Origin of the sequence: Rossellomorea vietnamensis (assembly GCF_008180415.1) — a bacterium.
Taxonomy (GTDB): domain Bacteria; phylum Bacillota; class Bacilli; order Bacillales; family Bacillaceae_B; genus Rossellomorea; species Rossellomorea vietnamensis_C.
The window spans coordinates 65,296-82,076 of record NZ_VTEI01000010.1 but is presented as its reverse complement, the minus strand read 5'-3'; the positions used below and the strand labels follow the sequence as shown (position 1 = coordinate 82,076).

Genomic DNA, 16,781 nt, shown 5'->3' with positions numbered 1-16,781 from the left:
TCCTAAACCCATCTCCTCCATCATATGATAGGGCATGTACAAATTTCGGAGGTTGAAGAGATGAAATTATTTATCAGGGGAATATCCTTTTTAATAATCACCGCTTTTTTGGGGGAGTGTTTGGAGTTTATCGTGAATATGATTCTGGCCAGGGAACTTGGCGAGAGAGGGATGGGGATTTATATGTCGATTTTGCCCTCCATCTTCCTGATTGCTATCATTGCGAGCCTTGAACTGCCGGTGTCGCTGTCCAAATTCATTGCTGAGAAGGATGTCGTCTACCACCGGAATATCCTTTCTCAGGTGTGGAGGATGACCATTATTTTCACCTGTATTTTTTTGCTGGCAGCCACACTTCTATATTCTGTTTTTCCATTTCTTGCTGAGTATCATCCAAGCGTACGATGGCTGACATTGCTTCTGATCCCGATCATTGCCTTTTCTTCAATAGCACGGGGCTACTTTATGGGAGTCCATCAGATGGGCAAGATCGCCGCAGCCAATTTTTTAAGAAAGATTGCTCAGCTGCTTCTTCTGGTCGTGGTTTATCAGTTATTTTCTTTTGATACTAATATGGCTATTATCATTGCCCTGTGTACCTTTATCGGGAGTGAAGGTGTGGTTTTCCTTTATTTCATGCAGGCCTATGTTTTATCTATAAGGAAGATGAAAGGTTCTTCTTTTAAGTCAGCAGACAAAGCGGAAGTGGGAAAAGCGCTGTTGTCGGTTTCCTTTCCTACGACGGTCTTAAGGATTTTTCATGCTGTATCCCACGCCATTCAGCCATTTTTGATCAAAGCAGCTCTTCTTCATGCCGGGATGACCGATGTTATGGCGACTGAACACTTTGGCGTGATGGCAGGAATTGCTTTGACAATTGGATTTTTCCCCGCTTTTATTGCCCATTCTTTGTTGATCGCCCTTATTCCAATCGTATCGGAAAAGGTTTCAAAGAATGATATTAAAGGTATACATTCAATACTTAGGCAAGTTGTCTTGATTACGTTGAGTTACGGAGCGCCGGCTGTCATGATCTTTTACTTCTGGGGAGATGAGCTGACAGCACTATTTTTTCATTCCACCTCGGCAGCTTATTACCTGAAATTACTGTGGCCGTACTTTTTCTTCCATTTCTTCGTGATGCCTCTTCAGGCATTCATGATTGGTTTTGGACTGATAAAAGATGCTTTGTATCATACTATATGGGCTACCCTTGTTTCATTTTCACTGATCTATTTCCTGGGTTCGCTTCCTCAGTTCGGAATGGCGGGGGTGCTGATCGGCATGAATGCAGGTGCTGTGCTCCTGACGCTCCTTCATTACCATACCGTATGCAGCCGCCTTAATCTCACCCTTTGGTTTAAGAGCTCAGTAAGGGTGTAAGGATAAGCTTCTTGCCGAACATCAGGAATTAAGAACATTAGGGAAACACATGGTTTTACATACTGTGAAGGGCAAGCTAAAATAAAGCTAACTTTTTATCCTTTAAGGAGAGACTAAATGTTTGATTCGATATTATTCAACTTAATGCTTATTGGCCTGCTGGGCATCCTGTCACAATGGGCAGCTTGGCGGTTCAGGATGCCAGCTATTGTGATCATGTCCATCGTCGGACTTCTGGCAGGGCCGTTACTTGGAATCATCCACCCTGAAGAAGACTTTGGGGATTTATTTAAACCTATTATTTCAATAGCAGTGGCTATCATCTTATTCGAAGGCAGCTTAAATCTTGATTTTCGGGAAGTGAAGGGGCTCGGGAGGCCGGTATTCCGGATTGTCACGATAGGGGCTTTCCTTGCCTGGATTCTCGGATCCTTGGCGGCTCATTATGTTGCAGGACTTTCATGGGCCGTTGCGTTCGTCATTGGAGGATTATTCATCGTAACAGGCCCTACTGTAATCCTGCCCTTGTTAAGGCAGGCTAAATTAAAGCCGCGCCCGGCAGCCATACTGAAATGGGAAGGGATTGTCGTAGACCCCTTCGGAGCGCTATTGGCACTTTTTGCCTTTGAGTTCATTCTCTTTTTCACCACAGAAGGAGGAGGGAATGCCCTTGTAATGTTCTTTCTGTCTTCCTTCTTTGCTGTTGTGTTCGGATGGCTTTGCGGCAAGGGAATAGGCTGGATGTTTGAAAAAGGGCATGTTCCTGAATTTTTAAAATCACCCGTCGTGTTTGTGGTGGTAATCGCCTGCTTTACGATTTCTGATGAAATCACACATGAGACAGGTCTTCTTGCAGTAACGGCGATGGGAATGACGCTTGCAAACATGCACATATCATCCATTGATGATATGCGTCACTTTAAGGAAAATATTTCAGTGCTGCTGATATCAACGATTTTTGTGATGCTGACTGCGTCTCTTTCGTTAGAAACATTAATTGAAATATTCAATTGGAAGATCATTGGTTTCGTCCTTTTGATGCTTTTCATTGTAAGGCCCCTGTCCATTTTTCTATCAACACTAGGAACGGATCTTTCCTGGCAGGAAAAAACTCTTGTCGGGTGGATCGCACCCAGGGGAATAGTTGCTCTAACTGTATCCAGTTATTTTGCGTCGATCCTTTTCGATACTGGATTTGAAGATGCTGAGGTTTTGACTTCTGTTACGTTTGCACTCGTATTTGGAACAGTAACTGTCCATGGATTTTCCATTGGCTGGCTTGCGAAAAAGCTTGACCTCGCCATCAATGACAGGCCGGGAGTTCTCTTGATTGGCGGCAGCAGCTTCAATACAGAGCTTGCAAAGACATTCAGGGAACTGAATACTCCCGTTTTGATTGCTGACTCTTCCTGGAGAAGGCTTTTCTCAGCACGAAAAGCCGGCGTTCCTTTTTATAAGGGAGAAATTCTATCGGAACAAACAGATTATCATATGGATTTAACGCCATATGAATACCTGGTTGCAGCGACAGAGATAGACTCTTACAACGCTCTAGTCTGTACCACTTTTGTTCCTTCCATCGGCCGTACTAACTTGTTTCAGCTCAGCTTGAAAGGGAAAAGAAGTGATGATATTGAAGATCTCGTCCATACAATTGGCGGAAGAATACTCTTCCAGGAAAATGCCACCTGGGATGAATTGAACAAACGTATTGAACGAGGAGACATCATCAGAAAAACCAACATAACGGAGAAATATCCATTTGATGAATACTTGTCAGAAAGAGAAGAGCATACAATTCTTCTATTTGTTCTAAAGCCTTCTGGTAAAATTGAGTTCTTCACGCCGGACGGATCAGCTAAGGCTGAAGCAGGAGATGTTGTCGTAAGTTTGACGCAGCCATGCAAGGAATTCAATAAGATTCAGGAGAAGCTGGTGGAACAGCGTGAAAAACCAGCTAAACAGAACAAGAAAGAAAAATAAGAACAGAAAACCCCCTTGGGATGGATTCCCAAGGGGGTTTTCTTAGAAGGTAAGAAAGTATAAAGTTTTTAGTTCGGAAATTAGGGAGCGTTTCTGAATCCAGCTCCAGCGCCTAGCCCCTCGGGGTCAAATAACCCAAAGAGAATAAAAGGGAAACCCGCCTTTTTTTCTCTTTGGAACATTTGCCTGTCGGGGCTGATCAAGGCGCTTGCGCTTTTTATGCAATCCAGCTCCAGTGCCTAGCCCCTCGGAGTCAAATAACCCAAAGAGAATAAAAGGGAAGACCGCCTTTTTTTCTCTCTCTTTGGAACATTTGCCTCTCGGGGCTGAAAGGGTCCTTTTTCATCTATTCGATAGAAAGACACTGATTTAATCCAGTGACCGATAGCACTTATCCATGTCGTTCAGTATTTTGGATAGTAAATAGAGGAAAAAAGTTCCCTTATTTACTACAAAACACTAAAAAGAGCTAAAATAGGGGAATAAATTTCCCTTATTTAACTTAATACACTAGAAAAATGTGCCTTTTTATCATATAAGGGAAAAAAGTTCCTCTAATCACCCCAAAATGAGCGTGAATTTGCAATTAAGGGAAAAAAGTTCCTTTATTTTTATCGCTGGTTACCCAATTATGAAACGAGAGACGCCGCTTTCGTTATAAAACCGGTTCCATCAGGCACATATCCAAGTGGAGTGGACTTATTGAACTGAAACCAACGCTTTTTCATAACACCTAAAGCGGAAAAGACACGATTCTGTTTGCCTGTCGGGGCTGATCAAGGCGCTTGCGCTTTTTATGCTGTGAACGGAACTTTCAACTATTCTTACGCTCTCTATCGGCAAGCACTTGTTTCACTTGATTATAGGAGAGGCCGGATTGTGCATTGAGCCTCTTTACCTCATCAATGTCGGTTCCAGTCGTTGTGAGATTTTTCTTGTTCTGCTCTTTCATATCTTCACCTCGGCATCCCTATTTTGTGCAGAGAGGCTTTATTTATGTTTGTTTGTAACCTCTAAAGAACATAACCGCTAGAAAGATCAGCACTGCCACTGCATAGCTCAGGGAAGAAAGGATTGGATGTTCAGATTGGTTATTGACACCGATTCCTATGGTCGCCCAGACAAACACCAGTGGATAGATCCAATCCCGTTTTTTGATCCTGAAATAAACGGCAAGTGCAAGAGAGAATGCCAAAAGGAATATGGCCCAAAAAGCTTCTCCCAATCCGAAGCCACCCCACTCTAGGAAGGTAAGGTAGTAGCTGATGTTTGCAACCGCTGCCACTGAAATCCAGCCTAGATATACCGAGAACGGAAGCATATCCAAGAAGCCATTTGATAAGTCTTCCGCTTTTCTGTAAAGAAGGATCAAGGTAATCAGCAGACTGAGCATAACGATGACCGATAACCCGAAGTAATTGTAATGCCACATGAAGATCCAGGTGGAATTCAATAAGCAGGTAGCAATAAAGTAAGGACTGAGTGTCCGATAATAGTCAGATTCCCTGTTCTTTTTTGGTATCTGCTGGATAATCCAGATGCCCAGCAGCAAGTAGATTACGCTCCAAATGGAGAATACATAACCCGCAGGCGTGAAAAAGACATCCAGCCGATTCGAAATTTCACCCGTCGTCTGTCCGTTCAAGGGAAGTGTCACAGCTAAAGCATTCACCACGACGACCAGTATAAATGCAGCAATATTAAGTAAAAGTCTGCCCATAATAAGACCTCCATTATTTCTTTATTATTCCTACTATTCCACGAGCGCCTTTTTAGAAACACTGTGATGTTTTTACATAACGGTGTCTGGAAAAGGTATTTTTAAGTAAAAAATAAAAGCAAGAAAAGTCGGAAAATGATAAACTGTACATATACATAAGTAGATTACATATTTAAAAGGGGAGAAATTCAAAATGACATACTCTGATGTTTGGGATTTAGATGTATTTTTTGAGGGAGGAAGCAGCTCGCCTCAGCTGAGAGATCACTTGGAGACACTGGATAAGAAGAAGGCGGAGTTTGCTCAGAAAGAAAAAGAATTTAAGGCACCTCAGTCAAAAGAAGACAGTGTTCAGGTAGCAAACCTGATTGAAGAGGCTAAAGAAATCATGCTTTATCTCCGCCAGGCAGGTGCATTTATTGGATGTCTTGAAGCACAGGATATGAAGGACAGGAAAGCAAATTCGCTCCGCGGGGAACTGACAACGGCCAGCGCAGATTTTCAGGTTTCCTTTAATAGTTTTCAGCAGAAGCTTTCCGAAACGCCGGAAAATATCTGGGAGGAACTTCTTCAAACGGATTCCCTTTCCCAACTGACCTTCGTACTGAACGAATGGCGGGAGAAAGCCAAGGATAAATTATCGAGCGAGGAAGAAGCACTTATCCAGGCTCTATCAATTGATGGTTACCATGGATGGGGCCAGATGTATGACACGATTGTGGGCAGCATGGAGATTCCTTATAACGGTGAAATGCTTTCCATCGGACAGGCGAATAACCTCAGCTCTCACCAGGATGAGAAGGTTAGAAAAGACATTTTTGAAAGTCTTGAAAAAGCATGGACCGAAAAAGAAGAGTTATTTGCGAAGACATTGAACCATCTAGCCGGTTTCCGCTTGAATGTTTATAAAAAGCGCGGCTGGGATGAAGTGCTCAAAGAACCTCTTGAGTATAACCGTATGCAGCAAGAAACACTTGATGCCATGTGGGGAGCCATCTCGAAGAATAAGGCCCCTTTTGTAAAATACCTAGATCGCAAAGCGACATTGCTGGGCAAAGAGAAACTGGATTGGCATAATATGGACGCACCTGTTGCCGAGTCGAATTCTACGATGACCTACAACGAGGGAGCAGAGTTTATCCTGAAGCACTTTGAGCGTTTCGGAAATGAAATGGCATCCTTCGCAAAAAAGGCTTTTGAAGACAGATGGATCGAGGCAGAAGATCGTGCTGGAAAAAGGCCGGGCGGATTCTGTACTTCTTTCCCGCAAAGTGAGCAGTCACGCATTTTTATGACCTATTCCGGGAGCATGTCCAACGTCGCGACTTTAGCACATGAACTTGGGCACGCCTTCCATTCACATGCCTTGAAACCGATGCACACTTTAAACAAGAACTATGCGATGAACGTAGCTGAGACAGCTTCCACTTTTGCAGAAATGATCGTGGCGGACGCCGCAGTGAAAGAAGCGCAGACGAAGGAAGAAAAGATTGCCCTGGTGGAAGATAAATTGCAAAGAAGCGTCGCGTTTTTCATGAACATCCATGCGCGCTTCCTGTTTGAAACGCGATTCTATGAAGAGCGCAAAAATGGTTTGGTTTCTGCAGAGCGCCTGAATGAGCTTATGACTGAAGCCCAAAAAGAAGCTTTTGCAGGAGGACTCCAGGAAACTCATCCGCACTTCTGGGCATCCAAACTGCACTTCTATATTTCAGGTGTGCCATTCTATAACTTCCCATATACGTTCGGCTACCTTTTCTCACTAAGCATCTATGCTAAAGCGCTGGAGGCGAATGAGAACTATGAGGAGAAGTACATGGCACTGCTCAGGGATACGGCTGTTATGTCAGTAGAGGAACTGGCGATGAAGCATCTTGGCGAAGACATTACAAAAGAGGCATTCTGGGAAAAGGGAATCGCTCTTTGTATCAATGACGTAGAAGAGTTCCTGAGTTTGACTGAATAATTTCCTTAAACCAGTCCCTATTATTACCATGAAAGCCGAAAAGGGACTCACAGTTAAAAATTAAATTTCTAAAATACAACTAAAAACATAAAGAATAGCAGACCAACTTGTAAAACTTTGGGTCTGCTTTTCTTTATTCTGTTTAAAGGAGCGGGACTTTTAATAAGTGAATCGGATTTATTTAGAGAAGCTAACCTGATTTTATAGAGGGGAGTAATGCGCATTGGGAGGGTTTATTGACTTTACATTACAATATTTTCATCTTTTTCTTATTGCAGTCTTGATTGCAATTGTTACACTAGTTATGAGTAAATTTATTAATAGAAAACGAACGTTGTTTATGGTAATGACAGTTTTGGTGATCGGATTTTTTTTCGCTGTTCAGCAATTAAAGTATACAAGCTTTCCAGAACTCTATGATAAAACCCTTAAAGAAGACAGCGTTATTGAGGAGATCAATATTCGAGAGTATGACCCCTCGGATGACTCATTAGAAACAAGTGCAAGCAAAGTTATAGAAGATCAGGATACCATTGAACGCTTAATGAATGATTTTTCAAAAGTAGAGCTAAAAAAAGAAGATGGTACGGCCAGGGAATTTTATCAATACCATGTAGAAATTATTGTGACAAATCAAGCAGGCGAAGATCGTTATCTAACTAACGTGATTAACATAAAATTAGATCAGGATTACCTCAATGATTACAAAGTCATCAGCAGCACCAATCATCTGAAAACATTGCAGTCTCTCGTCTCAAGGAAGGATGCCTCTTAGATACGATCCAACATTTAACGAAGATTTATTGAATAACTGGGAAGTTTAGATCAGCTCTGACATTCTGTAAAATTAAAAAGGACAAACTGTAAATATTTTGTTTTAGGAGGAGAAAATTTGACTAACAAGAAGTTATCTAAAGACCAAGTGGAAGATATACTACAAAGATTGAAGTCACGTTTCGAGAAAAATATGAACCGCCATAAAGGATTCGAATGGGACAATGTTCAATCGAAGCTGGATGCTTCTCCCGAAAAACTATGGTCGCTCTTTGAAATGGAAAAAACCGGGGGAGAACCGGATGTTGTGGGTTTTGACGAAGAAAGCGGGAAATACATCTTTTTTGATTGCTCAACGGAAAGCCCCAAAGGCCGTCGGAGTGTGTGTTACGACCGGGATGCTTTAGAGTCACGGAAAAAGTTTAAACCTGAAAATAGTGCAGTTGAGATGGCTGCTGAAATGGGAATTGAACTTTTAAATGAGAAACAATATCGCGCTTTACAGGAACTTGGTGATTTTGATAAGAAAACATCGAGCTGGGTGCAGACACCTGCCGATATCAGAAAGCTTGGAGGCGCACTGTTTTGCGACTTCCGCTTCGGTCATGTCTTCCTTTATCACAATGGAGCAGATTCTTATTATGCGGCGAGAGGATTTAGAGGATCGTTGAAGGTCTGAAGAATTAGATAGTGAGACAAACAGAAAAAGCCAGAGGCATTTTGCAGATTGCAGTGCCTCTGGTTTTTTTGTGAACTTTTTTCTATTTATACTAATCTGTGCCGCCAGACAAGCCATAAACCCGAGCAGATGTTAGTAGAAGTGAAGCCTGAACGACTGCCTTAAGAGAGTAAACTAATTTTTTCGACTTTTGTAAAAAGGTACCCTTGTAATACGATGCAAGTAGTATTACAATGTATTCAAGGAAAATTAAGGGAGGGAAAACATTGAATAAGGAATTGATGAAGGGCAGTATCGATATTTTGCTTTTGTCCCTGATTTCACAAAAAGATATGTATGGGTACGAAATGGTCAAAAGACTGAAGGAATCCAGTGACGATCTTTACAACATGAGTGAAGGAACTCTGTATCCAGCATTGAAGAGGCTTGAGAAACAGGAGTGGGTCACTTCTTACTGGAATGAAACGGATAAGGGCACTAGAAGAAAGTATTACCATATCACGGATAAAGGACAGAAAGAATTAGTCTTAAAGCTGAAGGACTGGCAGGCTGTCCACCGCCTGATCGACAAAACATTGGGAGGAACAGAATGACAACGATCGATCATCATATTCAAAAAGTGCTGCAGCGTGTTGAAGGGACGCCGGAGGAGAGGCGGGAGCTTGTTGAAGAAATGAAAGACCATCTCTTATCGGCAAAAGAAGAGTACATCGCACAAGGACTTTCTGACGAAGAAGCGGAAAGAAAGGCGATTGACGATTTTGGAGGAGACTCCGAAGTGGGTGACGAGCTGCAGGAAAGTATCTCTCCTTACCGGAAAGATGTTTTAATTGGATTGGGTCTCGCAAGCATCATTTACGCAGTAAGTGTTTTTCTGCACGGAGTGACCCATATTAATGAACCACACCCGATTTGGCTGACCATCTTGTTTTCCATTGGGGTATTTATGACCCTCTCCGGTTTTTACCCCTCTATTGCAGCTGGGCGGAAAATACTGATGACGGTTTTGTTGTTTTTCTATTTTCCATTATTATTTTGGGGGCTCTTGATCATTGATACAACAGATAAATGGTATAAAGGACCGCTTGAAATTCTCGCTGGCATCCTCGCTGTCCTTGTTATTATTTCGCTGTTTATGACACTGGTCAGAAGCGGGAAGACGGCAGCTATGGATAAGAGCACGAAAAAGAAAAGGACGCTTCTTCATACGGTCAACATCCTTTTAGGAATTGTGATGATCCCTTTTTCGTTTATTTTTGGCATGGGTGTGCTTCTGTTCGGCGGTTATAGCCCAATGCTTCTTATACCGCTGGGACTGATTTTGCTCTGGTCTCTTTCTTATTGGGCACAGATGAAATTTTACCAAAAGAGGCTCTCCATATCTATTTTGTTCCTGACAGCTGACTTTATTGCAATATTTTTGATTATGCTCAGGTACATGACCTGACCAAAAGGAGGAGTAACGTGGGGAAAAAGAAAACCGTTATATTGGTCATATTGTTAAGTGGAACTGTTTTGGTGTCACTGCTTATTTTCAGTAAAATGTACATGGCTAATGAAAGTGGAGGAAACACCTATCAGCATGGCACACTATCGATAGATAAAGAATTCTTAGTTTATGTAGATCATGAAGAAGGTTTACAGACTCTCAATCTTGCAAACGAATTAACGGGAGAAACCCAAAGGCTTATCAGCGCCAAGGAAGGCGATCAGATTTTGGATCCCACTGTGAATTCAGCTTCAAGAAACGTTACCTATCTTGCAAACTCCCCAGAAAAAACATCCTTGTATTCCATAGATTTCGACAGCCATAAGATAGAAAAGCATATGACGATGGATGCACCAGTACGCGAGTTTGTTGAATCCAACGAGAAAATCTTCTATGTTAAAGGGAATTATCAGCATTCCGACGATGAGGGCAATCCGTTCCACTTCTATGATATCTATTCCTATGACTCTAACACTGAGGAGCACCAACAGTTAACGAAAAAAGATGCTTTATATATCTCATCACTTGTGTTTGATGATCAGTCTCAAAAACTCTATTTCATTATGAATCAATCAAAAAGCGGAGACCCGTTCGAAGCAGAGCAGGGGCTTTATGAGTTATCCATCAAAGACCAAACGATTCAGCGTATAGAGACAGGACATCAAGATATTTTTGACGCAGATTTTAACACAGCACAAAATGAAATTATTTTCAGCGGAATCTCTAACCCTGATTCCGGATCGACCTATAAGTATGAACTATTCAGTGTGAATCTGGATACGCATAAAACGAAGAGGCTCACCTTCTTGGAAGCCTTTGTCACAGATCCAGTATATTCAGAATCCACTAACCAAGTGTATTTTGCTTACAATAAAAAGTTTCCAGGCCGAAACTATACCAATTTTGATTTATATAAATTGGATAGAGAAGCATTGGAGACAGAGAAGTCATCTTACCAGTTCAGGGAGCTCGGAAAAGAGTAAGGGCAGGTCACATGTGTTGAAAGGATGGAAATGCACTCTAAAGATTATGGATCTAAGGTGCCTTGTTTTAGAGGTGTCAGTATAAAAAGGGAACTCTAAGATTTCAAAATTTCTCTATTTATCCTTATTCAGCTTGGCAGAATCTCACCTAGTTACAGAATTCTTTTCACCTCATTCATCAGGCAGGCTGGTTCAGATTTACAATTACAACTTTGCAGGTTTTTACCATAATAATACAGTTGGCAGAGCCCGCACATCTCCACCTATCCCTCATAAGCTGTAAGGAATAGCTATGAAGGATGTGAATCAAGCGTGAACCAGGGAAAATATCTTGGAGTGCTTTTGGCGGCCGGGCTGTTACTGCTATCACTTTTCTCGGGGCTGTATATCTATAAAACAGGTTTTCTTGAAGGAAAAGAATCAATTAACGCTGCACAATCCATGAACGGAACAAATAATATCCAAAACAACATAGACAACAATGGAGCTGATTCCGCACAAAATAATGTTGAAAACACGATTGAGAATCAGGGCGGGGAAGAGGTCCAAAATAATATTACGAATAATATTACGAATAATGTTAAAGTGACAGTGGAAGGTGACGGCGATGTCGTTAATTCTGTCACGAATTCAATCTCAAACGGCGTCATGAATGGTACAGGAAACGGCAACGACAGTGGCAATGGAAACGGCAATGGAAACGGCAGTGGAAATGAAAATGACAGTGGCAATGGCAGCGGCGGAGATAACGGCAATGGAGATGGCGAGTCAGATTTAGTCTGGGGAATCGATACTGCGAGTGCCACCAATGAGGAATTTAACATGTGCGTCCGTGATAATTTTGGTGATCCTGAAGTTGTCGGAAGGTATTTAGGAGATAAAGAAGGGGTTTCTGCAGGGTTGACACAGGAAGAAGCTGAGTTGGTAAAGTCCAACAATGACGAGATTTTATTGATTCATAACCGCTTCTCTGATGCCACTGGTTTTGAGAATGGAGTACAAGAAGGAGAAGAAGCCATTTCTCTTGCCCGTGAATTGGGAGCACCGGAAGGCACAGCGATCTTTGCTGATATCGAACCTACCTATCCAGTGAACAGCGACTTCATCAGAGGCTGGTATGATGCATTGTCTTCATCAGCCTATGTACCAGGAATATACGGCATCTTTTCCAGTGAGAGGAATCTTGCAGCGGCGTATAATCAGGCGGTCAGTCAAAATTCCAATATACAAGAAGACACATACATCTGGACCGCAGCTCCGAATGTCGGCATCACAACCGAAGCAAATGCACCTGAATACCAGCCTGCTGCACCAGAGGGAGCAATTGTGATCGGCTGGCAATATGGATTGGATGCACAAGAATGCAATATAGACACCAATCTTTTTGATAATGAGTATACAGATGTACTGTGGTGAAGAGGCAGGTAGTAAAGCGCGGAGATTCTCCGCGCTTTTTTTTGTTGTAGGAATTATAAGACCATCTTTTGTGGATAACTTATAACTGTATTATCCACGTCGAGCTACAGCGCCTAACCCCTCGGGGTCAAATAACCCAAAGCGAATAAAAGGAAAGACGCCTTTTTTTCGCTTTGGAACATTTGCCTGTCGGGGCTGATCGAGGCGCTTCCGCCTTTGTTCTTAGTGAAAATAGGTACATAAGCCAAGCGAAGTCCTATCCTTACTAAGCCTCAGGTCTTAGAGGAAAATAAAGCTCAAGCTCGTTATGAAGAACCTTTTAAAAAGGTACGATAGAAACAAGAAATCGGAAGAACAAAACATTCTTTCGAAATCAGGCTGAATTGTCAGCCCTAAGGAGGAAGCAACATGAGGAAGTTTGGTTTATTGGTGTTAGGAGGAATCGGAGCCATTGTGCTCTTGGCGAATATGGGGCCGATGATCGGCCTGGCCGTCAGTCTCTTGGTTCTTTACTACTCATTCAAGCAATTTATGAAGACAGATTCGACTTTTGCTAAAGTCATCTGGGCCATCATTGGTCTAGCTGCACTAAGTGCTTCAGCTTCGAACTTCCCGGCCATCATCGGCTTGGCGGCGATATACCTTTTATACGTCGTGATAAAGAAGTGGAATGAAGAAAAGCCGGAAATCATCGAAAACGATGACCCCTTCACAAATTTTGAAAACGAATGGGCTAATCTGAAAAACAATTAAGTTCAAGATTTACAAGCGATTAAGAGGGACACCTGCTAAAGGTGCTATCCTCATATTTTAAAAAACAAGGAGAGATATGACAATGGCAAACTTATTTAACAGACTAAAAAACTCAATCACTTCAGATGTTCATGAAATGCTCGATGAAAAGGAAAAAAAGAATCCCATCTCGATGCTGAATCAATACCTGCGCCAATGTGAAACGGAAGTGGAGAAAGTGAGGAAGCTGGTTGAGCGCCAATATTTATTAAAGCAGGAATTCACAAAGAAATTTGAAGAAACCCGAAAGCTGGCTGACAAAAGAAAGCACCAGGCAGATATTGCTTCCAATGCAGGTGAAACAGAACTTTATCAGTTTGCAATGAGTGAGCATGAAAACTTAAATGATAGGGCTGAGAGGCTTCAAGCTTCCTTGAAGGAAGCAGAAAATGGATTGGATGAGCTTGAAAGAAAGTATGAAGAAATGAAGCATAAATTGAAAGATATGTATATCAAACGCTTGGAGCTGATGGGGCGCGAAAATATAGCCAGAGCGAACCACCGGATGAATAAGGTGCTACAATCATCTGAAGGATACTCAGACGCATCATTCTCAAGATTTGAGGAGATGGAAGCCTATCTTGAGCGCCTCGAGCATGGGGTGAACACTTCCTATTACCGCAGCAGCATTGATGGAAGAATTGCTCAACTGGAAAAAGAGATGAAAATAGAAGAAACTCATTCTATTTCACAGTAAAAACATGGTATTCTAAAAAGGCGCAGGTTTCTGCGTCTTTTTGGAAGGTAAAATACTAGAACCCAAACATATAATCATAACTGAAAATTGCTTGTGAATATGAAACAAAAGAGAGGAGGGTTCCCCCATGCTTGATAAATTCAGGACGGAAAGGTTCAGTTGGATATTGCTGATTGGAATCATCATGCTCCTTTTTGAAATGTCCTTTTATGATGGGGGAGTTGTTTTCTTTCTAATTTTAGCCATTGGATGCATTTATGCAGGAAGAAAAAGACTTCCAAAATCATCAGGGAAAGTATTGTTCTGGTCCGGAATCATCGGTCTTTCGCTTACGATTCTCAATACAATGGCGTTCAGGTTCTTTTTGCTGGCTCTCTTAGTGATGGTGATCCTTAAGTTCGCAGAGTCCAAGAAAAATCCGAATAGGGTTGAACCGCATCTAGTTCAGACACTAACGGATGGAGAAGAACCCGTTTATATAAAAAAATCCACCTTCCAGAATGTCTGGTTCGGCCGCCAGCAGACCCCTGGGCATGTATATGAGTGGAATGATATCAATATTCAGGGGGGCATTGGCGATACAGTCATTGATTTAGGAAATACCGTTCTGCCAAAAGGAACCTCAGTTATATCCGTGCGTCAAATTCTCGGTAATATTGTGATCATGGTGCCGTATGATATTGAAGTCAGCATTCATCATAATGGTCTTGCAGGAGCAGTCAATATCTTTGAAAGTGCTGAACCCAGATCGTTCAACCAATCCATTTATTATCAGTCAAGTGAATATGACAGTGCACATCAGAAGGTCAAAATCATCACCGCGCTGGCTGTGGGAGACCTTGAGGTGAGAAGAGTATGAGTATCCTTAAGCGCCAGGTTCTTCACAACCTTATACTGTCAATTGTTCTGCTAATCGTTTTTACAGCTATCTTCACCTTCATTTTTCCACTTCCTGATTGGCAGTTTTTCATAAAAAAAGAAATCATGGACATTCCATTGATTGTCTATATTCCGTTCCTCACCATTCTGATCGGAATATCAGGCGGTGTCTGGGCATCCTTGCCTTTAAGAAGGAAGCTGAATGAGATCCAATCCGGGGTGCTGGACTTGGAACAAGGGCGGCTTCTGGATTCTCATAAAATCTTCACCATTATAGAATTGACCACAGTGTGGAACGGGCTCGTTAAAGTACAGGAGCAAATCAACCGCAGGACCAAGCAATCACAGAAACTTGTTAATGAAAAAGCCGAAGAACAGGAAAAACGCATTCAGGAAATCGTATCCCAAGAAAGGAACCGCCTGGCAAGGGAATTACATGATTCTGTCAGCCAGCAGTTATTCGCGGCTTCCATGATGATGTCCGCAATCAACGAATCGAAAAAAGCAGAGGCTAATCCCACCGAGACAAAACAGTTGAAGATGGTGGAAGAAATGATTCACCAGTCACAACTGGAGATGAGAGCCTTGCTTCTGCATCTGCGTCCGGTCGCATTAAAAGGCAAAACCCTCAAAGAAGGAATTCAGGAACTCCTGGTGGAACTATCTAATAAGGTGCCAATGGAAGTGGATTGGAAAGTGGAAGATATCGCTTTGGATAAAGGGATTGAAGACCATCTTTTCAGAATTCTGCAGGAATCCGTCTCGAATACTCTCCGTCATTCTAAAGCATCTTCTTTGGAAGTCCTCTTGATTAAAAGAGATTCGCTTGTCATCTTGAGGGTGATGGATGACGGGATAGGATTTGATAGTGATATAGAAAAAACAGGCTCTTATGGCTTACAGAATATGCAGGAACGCGCTTTGGAGATTGGCGGTTCATTTAAAATCGTCAGTGTGCCAAACAAAGGAACAAGGCTGGAAGTAAAAGTTCCAATGGTGGGAACAGAGGGTGATGAATAATGATTAGAGTTTTATTTGTAGATGATCATGAAATGGTAAGAATCGGGGTATCCTCCTATTTGACAGCACAGCCGGATATCGAGGTGGTGGCCGAAGCGGATGACGGCAGTACAGCCGTTGGTCTGGCTCTGGAACACAAGCCGGATATTATCTTGATGGACCTAGTGATGAAGGAAATGGACGGAATAGAGGCAACACGCCAAATCATAGAAAAGTGGCCAGAAGCCAAAATCATCATCGTCACCAGCTTCCTGGATGATGATAAAGTGTATCCGGCACTTGAAGCAGGTGCCACAAGTTACATGCTGAAAACCTCAAAAGCAAGTGAAATAGCCGATGCAGTCCGGGCTACTTATCAAGGGCAGACAATCCTTGAGCCGGAAGTCACTGGAAAAATGATGTTGAAAATGAGAGGAAGGAATACCTCCCAGCCTCATGAAGAGTTAACGAACCGTGAGATGGAAATATTACTGCTCATGGCCGAAGGGAAAACGAATCAGGAAATTGCCGATGAATTGTTCATCGCTCTGAAAACGGTCAAAACCCATGTCAGCAACATTCTTGGAAAATTGAATGTAGCCGATCGTACTCAGGCGGTCATTTATGCATTCAAACATGCGCTTGTTGAATAAAAAAAACAGAAGAAGGCTGACTCATCAAGGAGAATTATATGAGGCAGCCTTTTTAAGTTGGAAATTTTGAATCCTTGGGCGCTTCCACTTTTGGTTCGTCCAGCTGCAGCGCCCGAGGGTCCGTACCCACCGGAACGGACTTAGCTCGTCGGGGTCAAATAACCTCAAGAGAATAAAAGGAAAGAGCGCCTTTTTTTCTCGTCGGAACATTTGCCTGTCGGAGCTGCCCGGGGCGCTTCCACTTTTGTTTCGTCCAGTTCCAGCGCCCAGCTCCTCGGGGTCAAATAACCCGACGAGAATAAAAGGAAGAGCACCTTTTTTTCTCGTCGGAACATTTGCCTGTCGGAGCTGCCCGGGGCGCTTCCACT

The 16,781-nt window shown here is 42.5% G+C and carries 16 protein-coding genes; 14 read left to right on the top strand and 2 right to left on the bottom strand.

From position 1 onward, the window contains the following. Nucleotides 1–60 precede the first annotated feature (60 nt). Nucleotides 61–1,383, top strand: coding sequence for an oligosaccharide flippase family protein (locus FZC78_RS17020; RefSeq protein WP_148941309.1), 1,323 nt, complete (start codon nt 61–63; stop codon nt 1,381–1,383). A gap of 117 nt (nt 1,384–1,500) precedes the next feature. Next, nucleotides 1,501–3,366, top strand: coding sequence for a cation:proton antiporter (locus FZC78_RS17015; RefSeq protein WP_148941308.1), 1,866 nt, complete (start codon nt 1,501–1,503; stop codon nt 3,364–3,366). Nucleotides 3,367–4,180: 814 nt separating this feature from the next. Here FZC78_RS17015 and FZC78_RS23775 read toward each other — a convergent pair. Together FZC78_RS23775 and FZC78_RS17010 are read right to left on the bottom strand one after the other, a co-directional pair. Next, nucleotides 4,181–4,318 (bottom strand): hypothetical protein, encoded by a 138-nt coding sequence (locus FZC78_RS23775; RefSeq protein WP_187444975.1) that lies wholly within the window; start codon nt 4,316–4,318, stop codon nt 4,181–4,183. A gap of 42 nt (nt 4,319–4,360) precedes the next feature. After that, nucleotides 4,361–5,086: a tryptophan-rich sensory protein gene (locus tag FZC78_RS17010; protein WP_148941307.1), complete on the bottom strand. Its 726-nt coding sequence runs from the start codon at nt 5,084–5,086 to the stop codon at nt 4,361–4,363. A gap of 193 nt (nt 5,087–5,279) precedes the next feature. Here FZC78_RS17010 and FZC78_RS17005 point away from each other — a divergent pair, with 193 nt between their 5' ends. The 12 genes from FZC78_RS17005 to FZC78_RS16950 all read left to right on the top strand — a co-directional run bounded on the left by FZC78_RS17005 (nt 5,280) and on the right by FZC78_RS16950 (nt 16,413). Then, the gene (locus FZC78_RS17005) at nt 5,280–7,052 is read left to right on the top strand and encodes a M3 family oligoendopeptidase (RefSeq protein ID WP_148941306.1); all 1,773 of its coding nucleotides are present in this window, start codon (nt 5,280–5,282) and stop codon (nt 7,050–7,052) included. A 223-nt stretch (nt 7,053–7,275) separates the two neighbouring features. Beyond that, nucleotides 7,276–7,827 (top strand): hypothetical protein, encoded by a 552-nt coding sequence (locus FZC78_RS17000; protein ID WP_148941305.1) that lies wholly within the window; start codon nt 7,276–7,278, stop codon nt 7,825–7,827. Nucleotides 7,828–7,944: 117 nt separating this feature from the next. Beyond that, nucleotides 7,945–8,505, top strand: a complete 561-nt coding sequence (locus FZC78_RS16995; RefSeq protein WP_148941304.1) for a DUF4256 domain-containing protein — start codon at nt 7,945–7,947, stop codon at nt 8,503–8,505. A 266-nt stretch (nt 8,506–8,771) separates the two neighbouring features. Continuing rightward, nucleotides 8,772–9,098, top strand: a complete 327-nt coding sequence (locus FZC78_RS16990; RefSeq protein ID WP_148941303.1) for a PadR family transcriptional regulator — start codon at nt 8,772–8,774, stop codon at nt 9,096–9,098. Continuing rightward, nucleotides 9,095–9,952, top strand: coding sequence for a permease prefix domain 1-containing protein (locus FZC78_RS16985; protein ID WP_148941302.1), 858 nt, complete (start codon nt 9,095–9,097; stop codon nt 9,950–9,952). Before FZC78_RS16990 ends, FZC78_RS16985 begins: the two co-directional genes overlap by 4 nt. 17 nt (nt 9,953–9,969) lie before the next feature. Then, complete coding sequence (locus tag FZC78_RS16980; RefSeq protein ID WP_148941301.1) at nt 9,970–10,977, top strand: DPP IV N-terminal domain-containing protein; 1,008 nt, start codon at nt 9,970–9,972, stop codon at nt 10,975–10,977. Nucleotides 10,978–11,289: 312 nt separating this feature from the next. Continuing rightward, entirely contained in the window at nt 11,290–12,393 is a 1,104-nt protein-coding gene (locus FZC78_RS16975) for a glycoside hydrolase domain-containing protein (protein ID WP_252183659.1), read from the top strand. Between the two features lie 408 nt (nt 12,394–12,801). Further along, nucleotides 12,802–13,146, top strand: a complete 345-nt coding sequence (locus FZC78_RS16970) for a flagellar basal body rod protein (RefSeq protein ID WP_148941300.1) — start codon at nt 12,802–12,804, stop codon at nt 13,144–13,146. An 82-nt stretch (nt 13,147–13,228) separates the two neighbouring features. After that, complete coding sequence (locus tag FZC78_RS16965; RefSeq protein ID WP_148941299.1) at nt 13,229–13,882, top strand: PspA/IM30 family protein; 654 nt, start codon at nt 13,229–13,231, stop codon at nt 13,880–13,882. 127 nt (nt 13,883–14,009) lie between these two features. Continuing rightward, a complete protein-coding gene (liaF, locus tag FZC78_RS16960; protein WP_148941298.1) occupies nt 14,010–14,741 on the top strand; it encodes a cell wall-active antibiotics response protein LiaF in 732 nt (243 codons plus the stop codon). Next, nucleotides 14,738–15,781: a sensor histidine kinase gene (locus tag FZC78_RS16955; protein WP_148941297.1), complete on the top strand. Its 1,044-nt coding sequence runs from the start codon at nt 14,738–14,740 to the stop codon at nt 15,779–15,781. The genes liaF and FZC78_RS16955 overlap by 4 nt, the downstream gene beginning before the upstream one ends. Then, the gene (locus tag FZC78_RS16950) at nt 15,781–16,413 is read left to right on the top strand and encodes a response regulator transcription factor (protein ID WP_148941296.1); all 633 of its coding nucleotides are present in this window, start codon (nt 15,781–15,783) and stop codon (nt 16,411–16,413) included. The genes FZC78_RS16955 and FZC78_RS16950 overlap by 1 nt, the downstream gene beginning before the upstream one ends. Nucleotides 16,414–16,781: the final 368 nt, after the last annotated feature.

Excerpts from the sequence above, each read along its gene's own strand:
- FZC78_RS17020 (WP_148941309.1), top strand. The coding sequence starts at position 61 with ATGAAATTATTTATCAGGGGAATATCCTTTTTAATAATCACCGCTTTT.
- FZC78_RS17015 (WP_148941308.1), top strand. The coding sequence starts at position 1,501 with ATGTTTGATTCGATATTATTCAACTTAATGCTTATTGGCCTGCTGGGC.
- FZC78_RS23775 (WP_187444975.1), bottom strand. The coding sequence starts at position 4,318 with ATGAAAGAGCAGAACAAGAAAAATCTCACAACGACTGGAACCGACATT.
- FZC78_RS17010 (WP_148941307.1), bottom strand. The coding sequence starts at position 5,086 with ATGGGCAGACTTTTACTTAATATTGCTGCATTTATACTGGTCGTCGTG.
- FZC78_RS17005 (WP_148941306.1), top strand. The coding sequence starts at position 5,280 with ATGACATACTCTGATGTTTGGGATTTAGATGTATTTTTTGAGGGAGGA.
- FZC78_RS16985 (WP_148941302.1), top strand. The coding sequence starts at position 9,095 with ATGACAACGATCGATCATCATATTCAAAAAGTGCTGCAGCGTGTTGAA.
- FZC78_RS16970 (WP_148941300.1), top strand. The coding sequence starts at position 12,802 with ATGAGGAAGTTTGGTTTATTGGTGTTAGGAGGAATCGGAGCCATTGTG.
- FZC78_RS16965 (WP_148941299.1), top strand. The coding sequence starts at position 13,229 with ATGGCAAACTTATTTAACAGACTAAAAAACTCAATCACTTCAGATGTT.
- liaF (WP_148941298.1), top strand. The coding sequence starts at position 14,010 with ATGCTTGATAAATTCAGGACGGAAAGGTTCAGTTGGATATTGCTGATT.
- FZC78_RS16955 (WP_148941297.1), top strand. The coding sequence starts at position 14,738 with ATGAGTATCCTTAAGCGCCAGGTTCTTCACAACCTTATACTGTCAATT.
- FZC78_RS16950 (WP_148941296.1), top strand. The coding sequence starts at position 15,781 with ATGATTAGAGTTTTATTTGTAGATGATCATGAAATGGTAAGAATCGGG.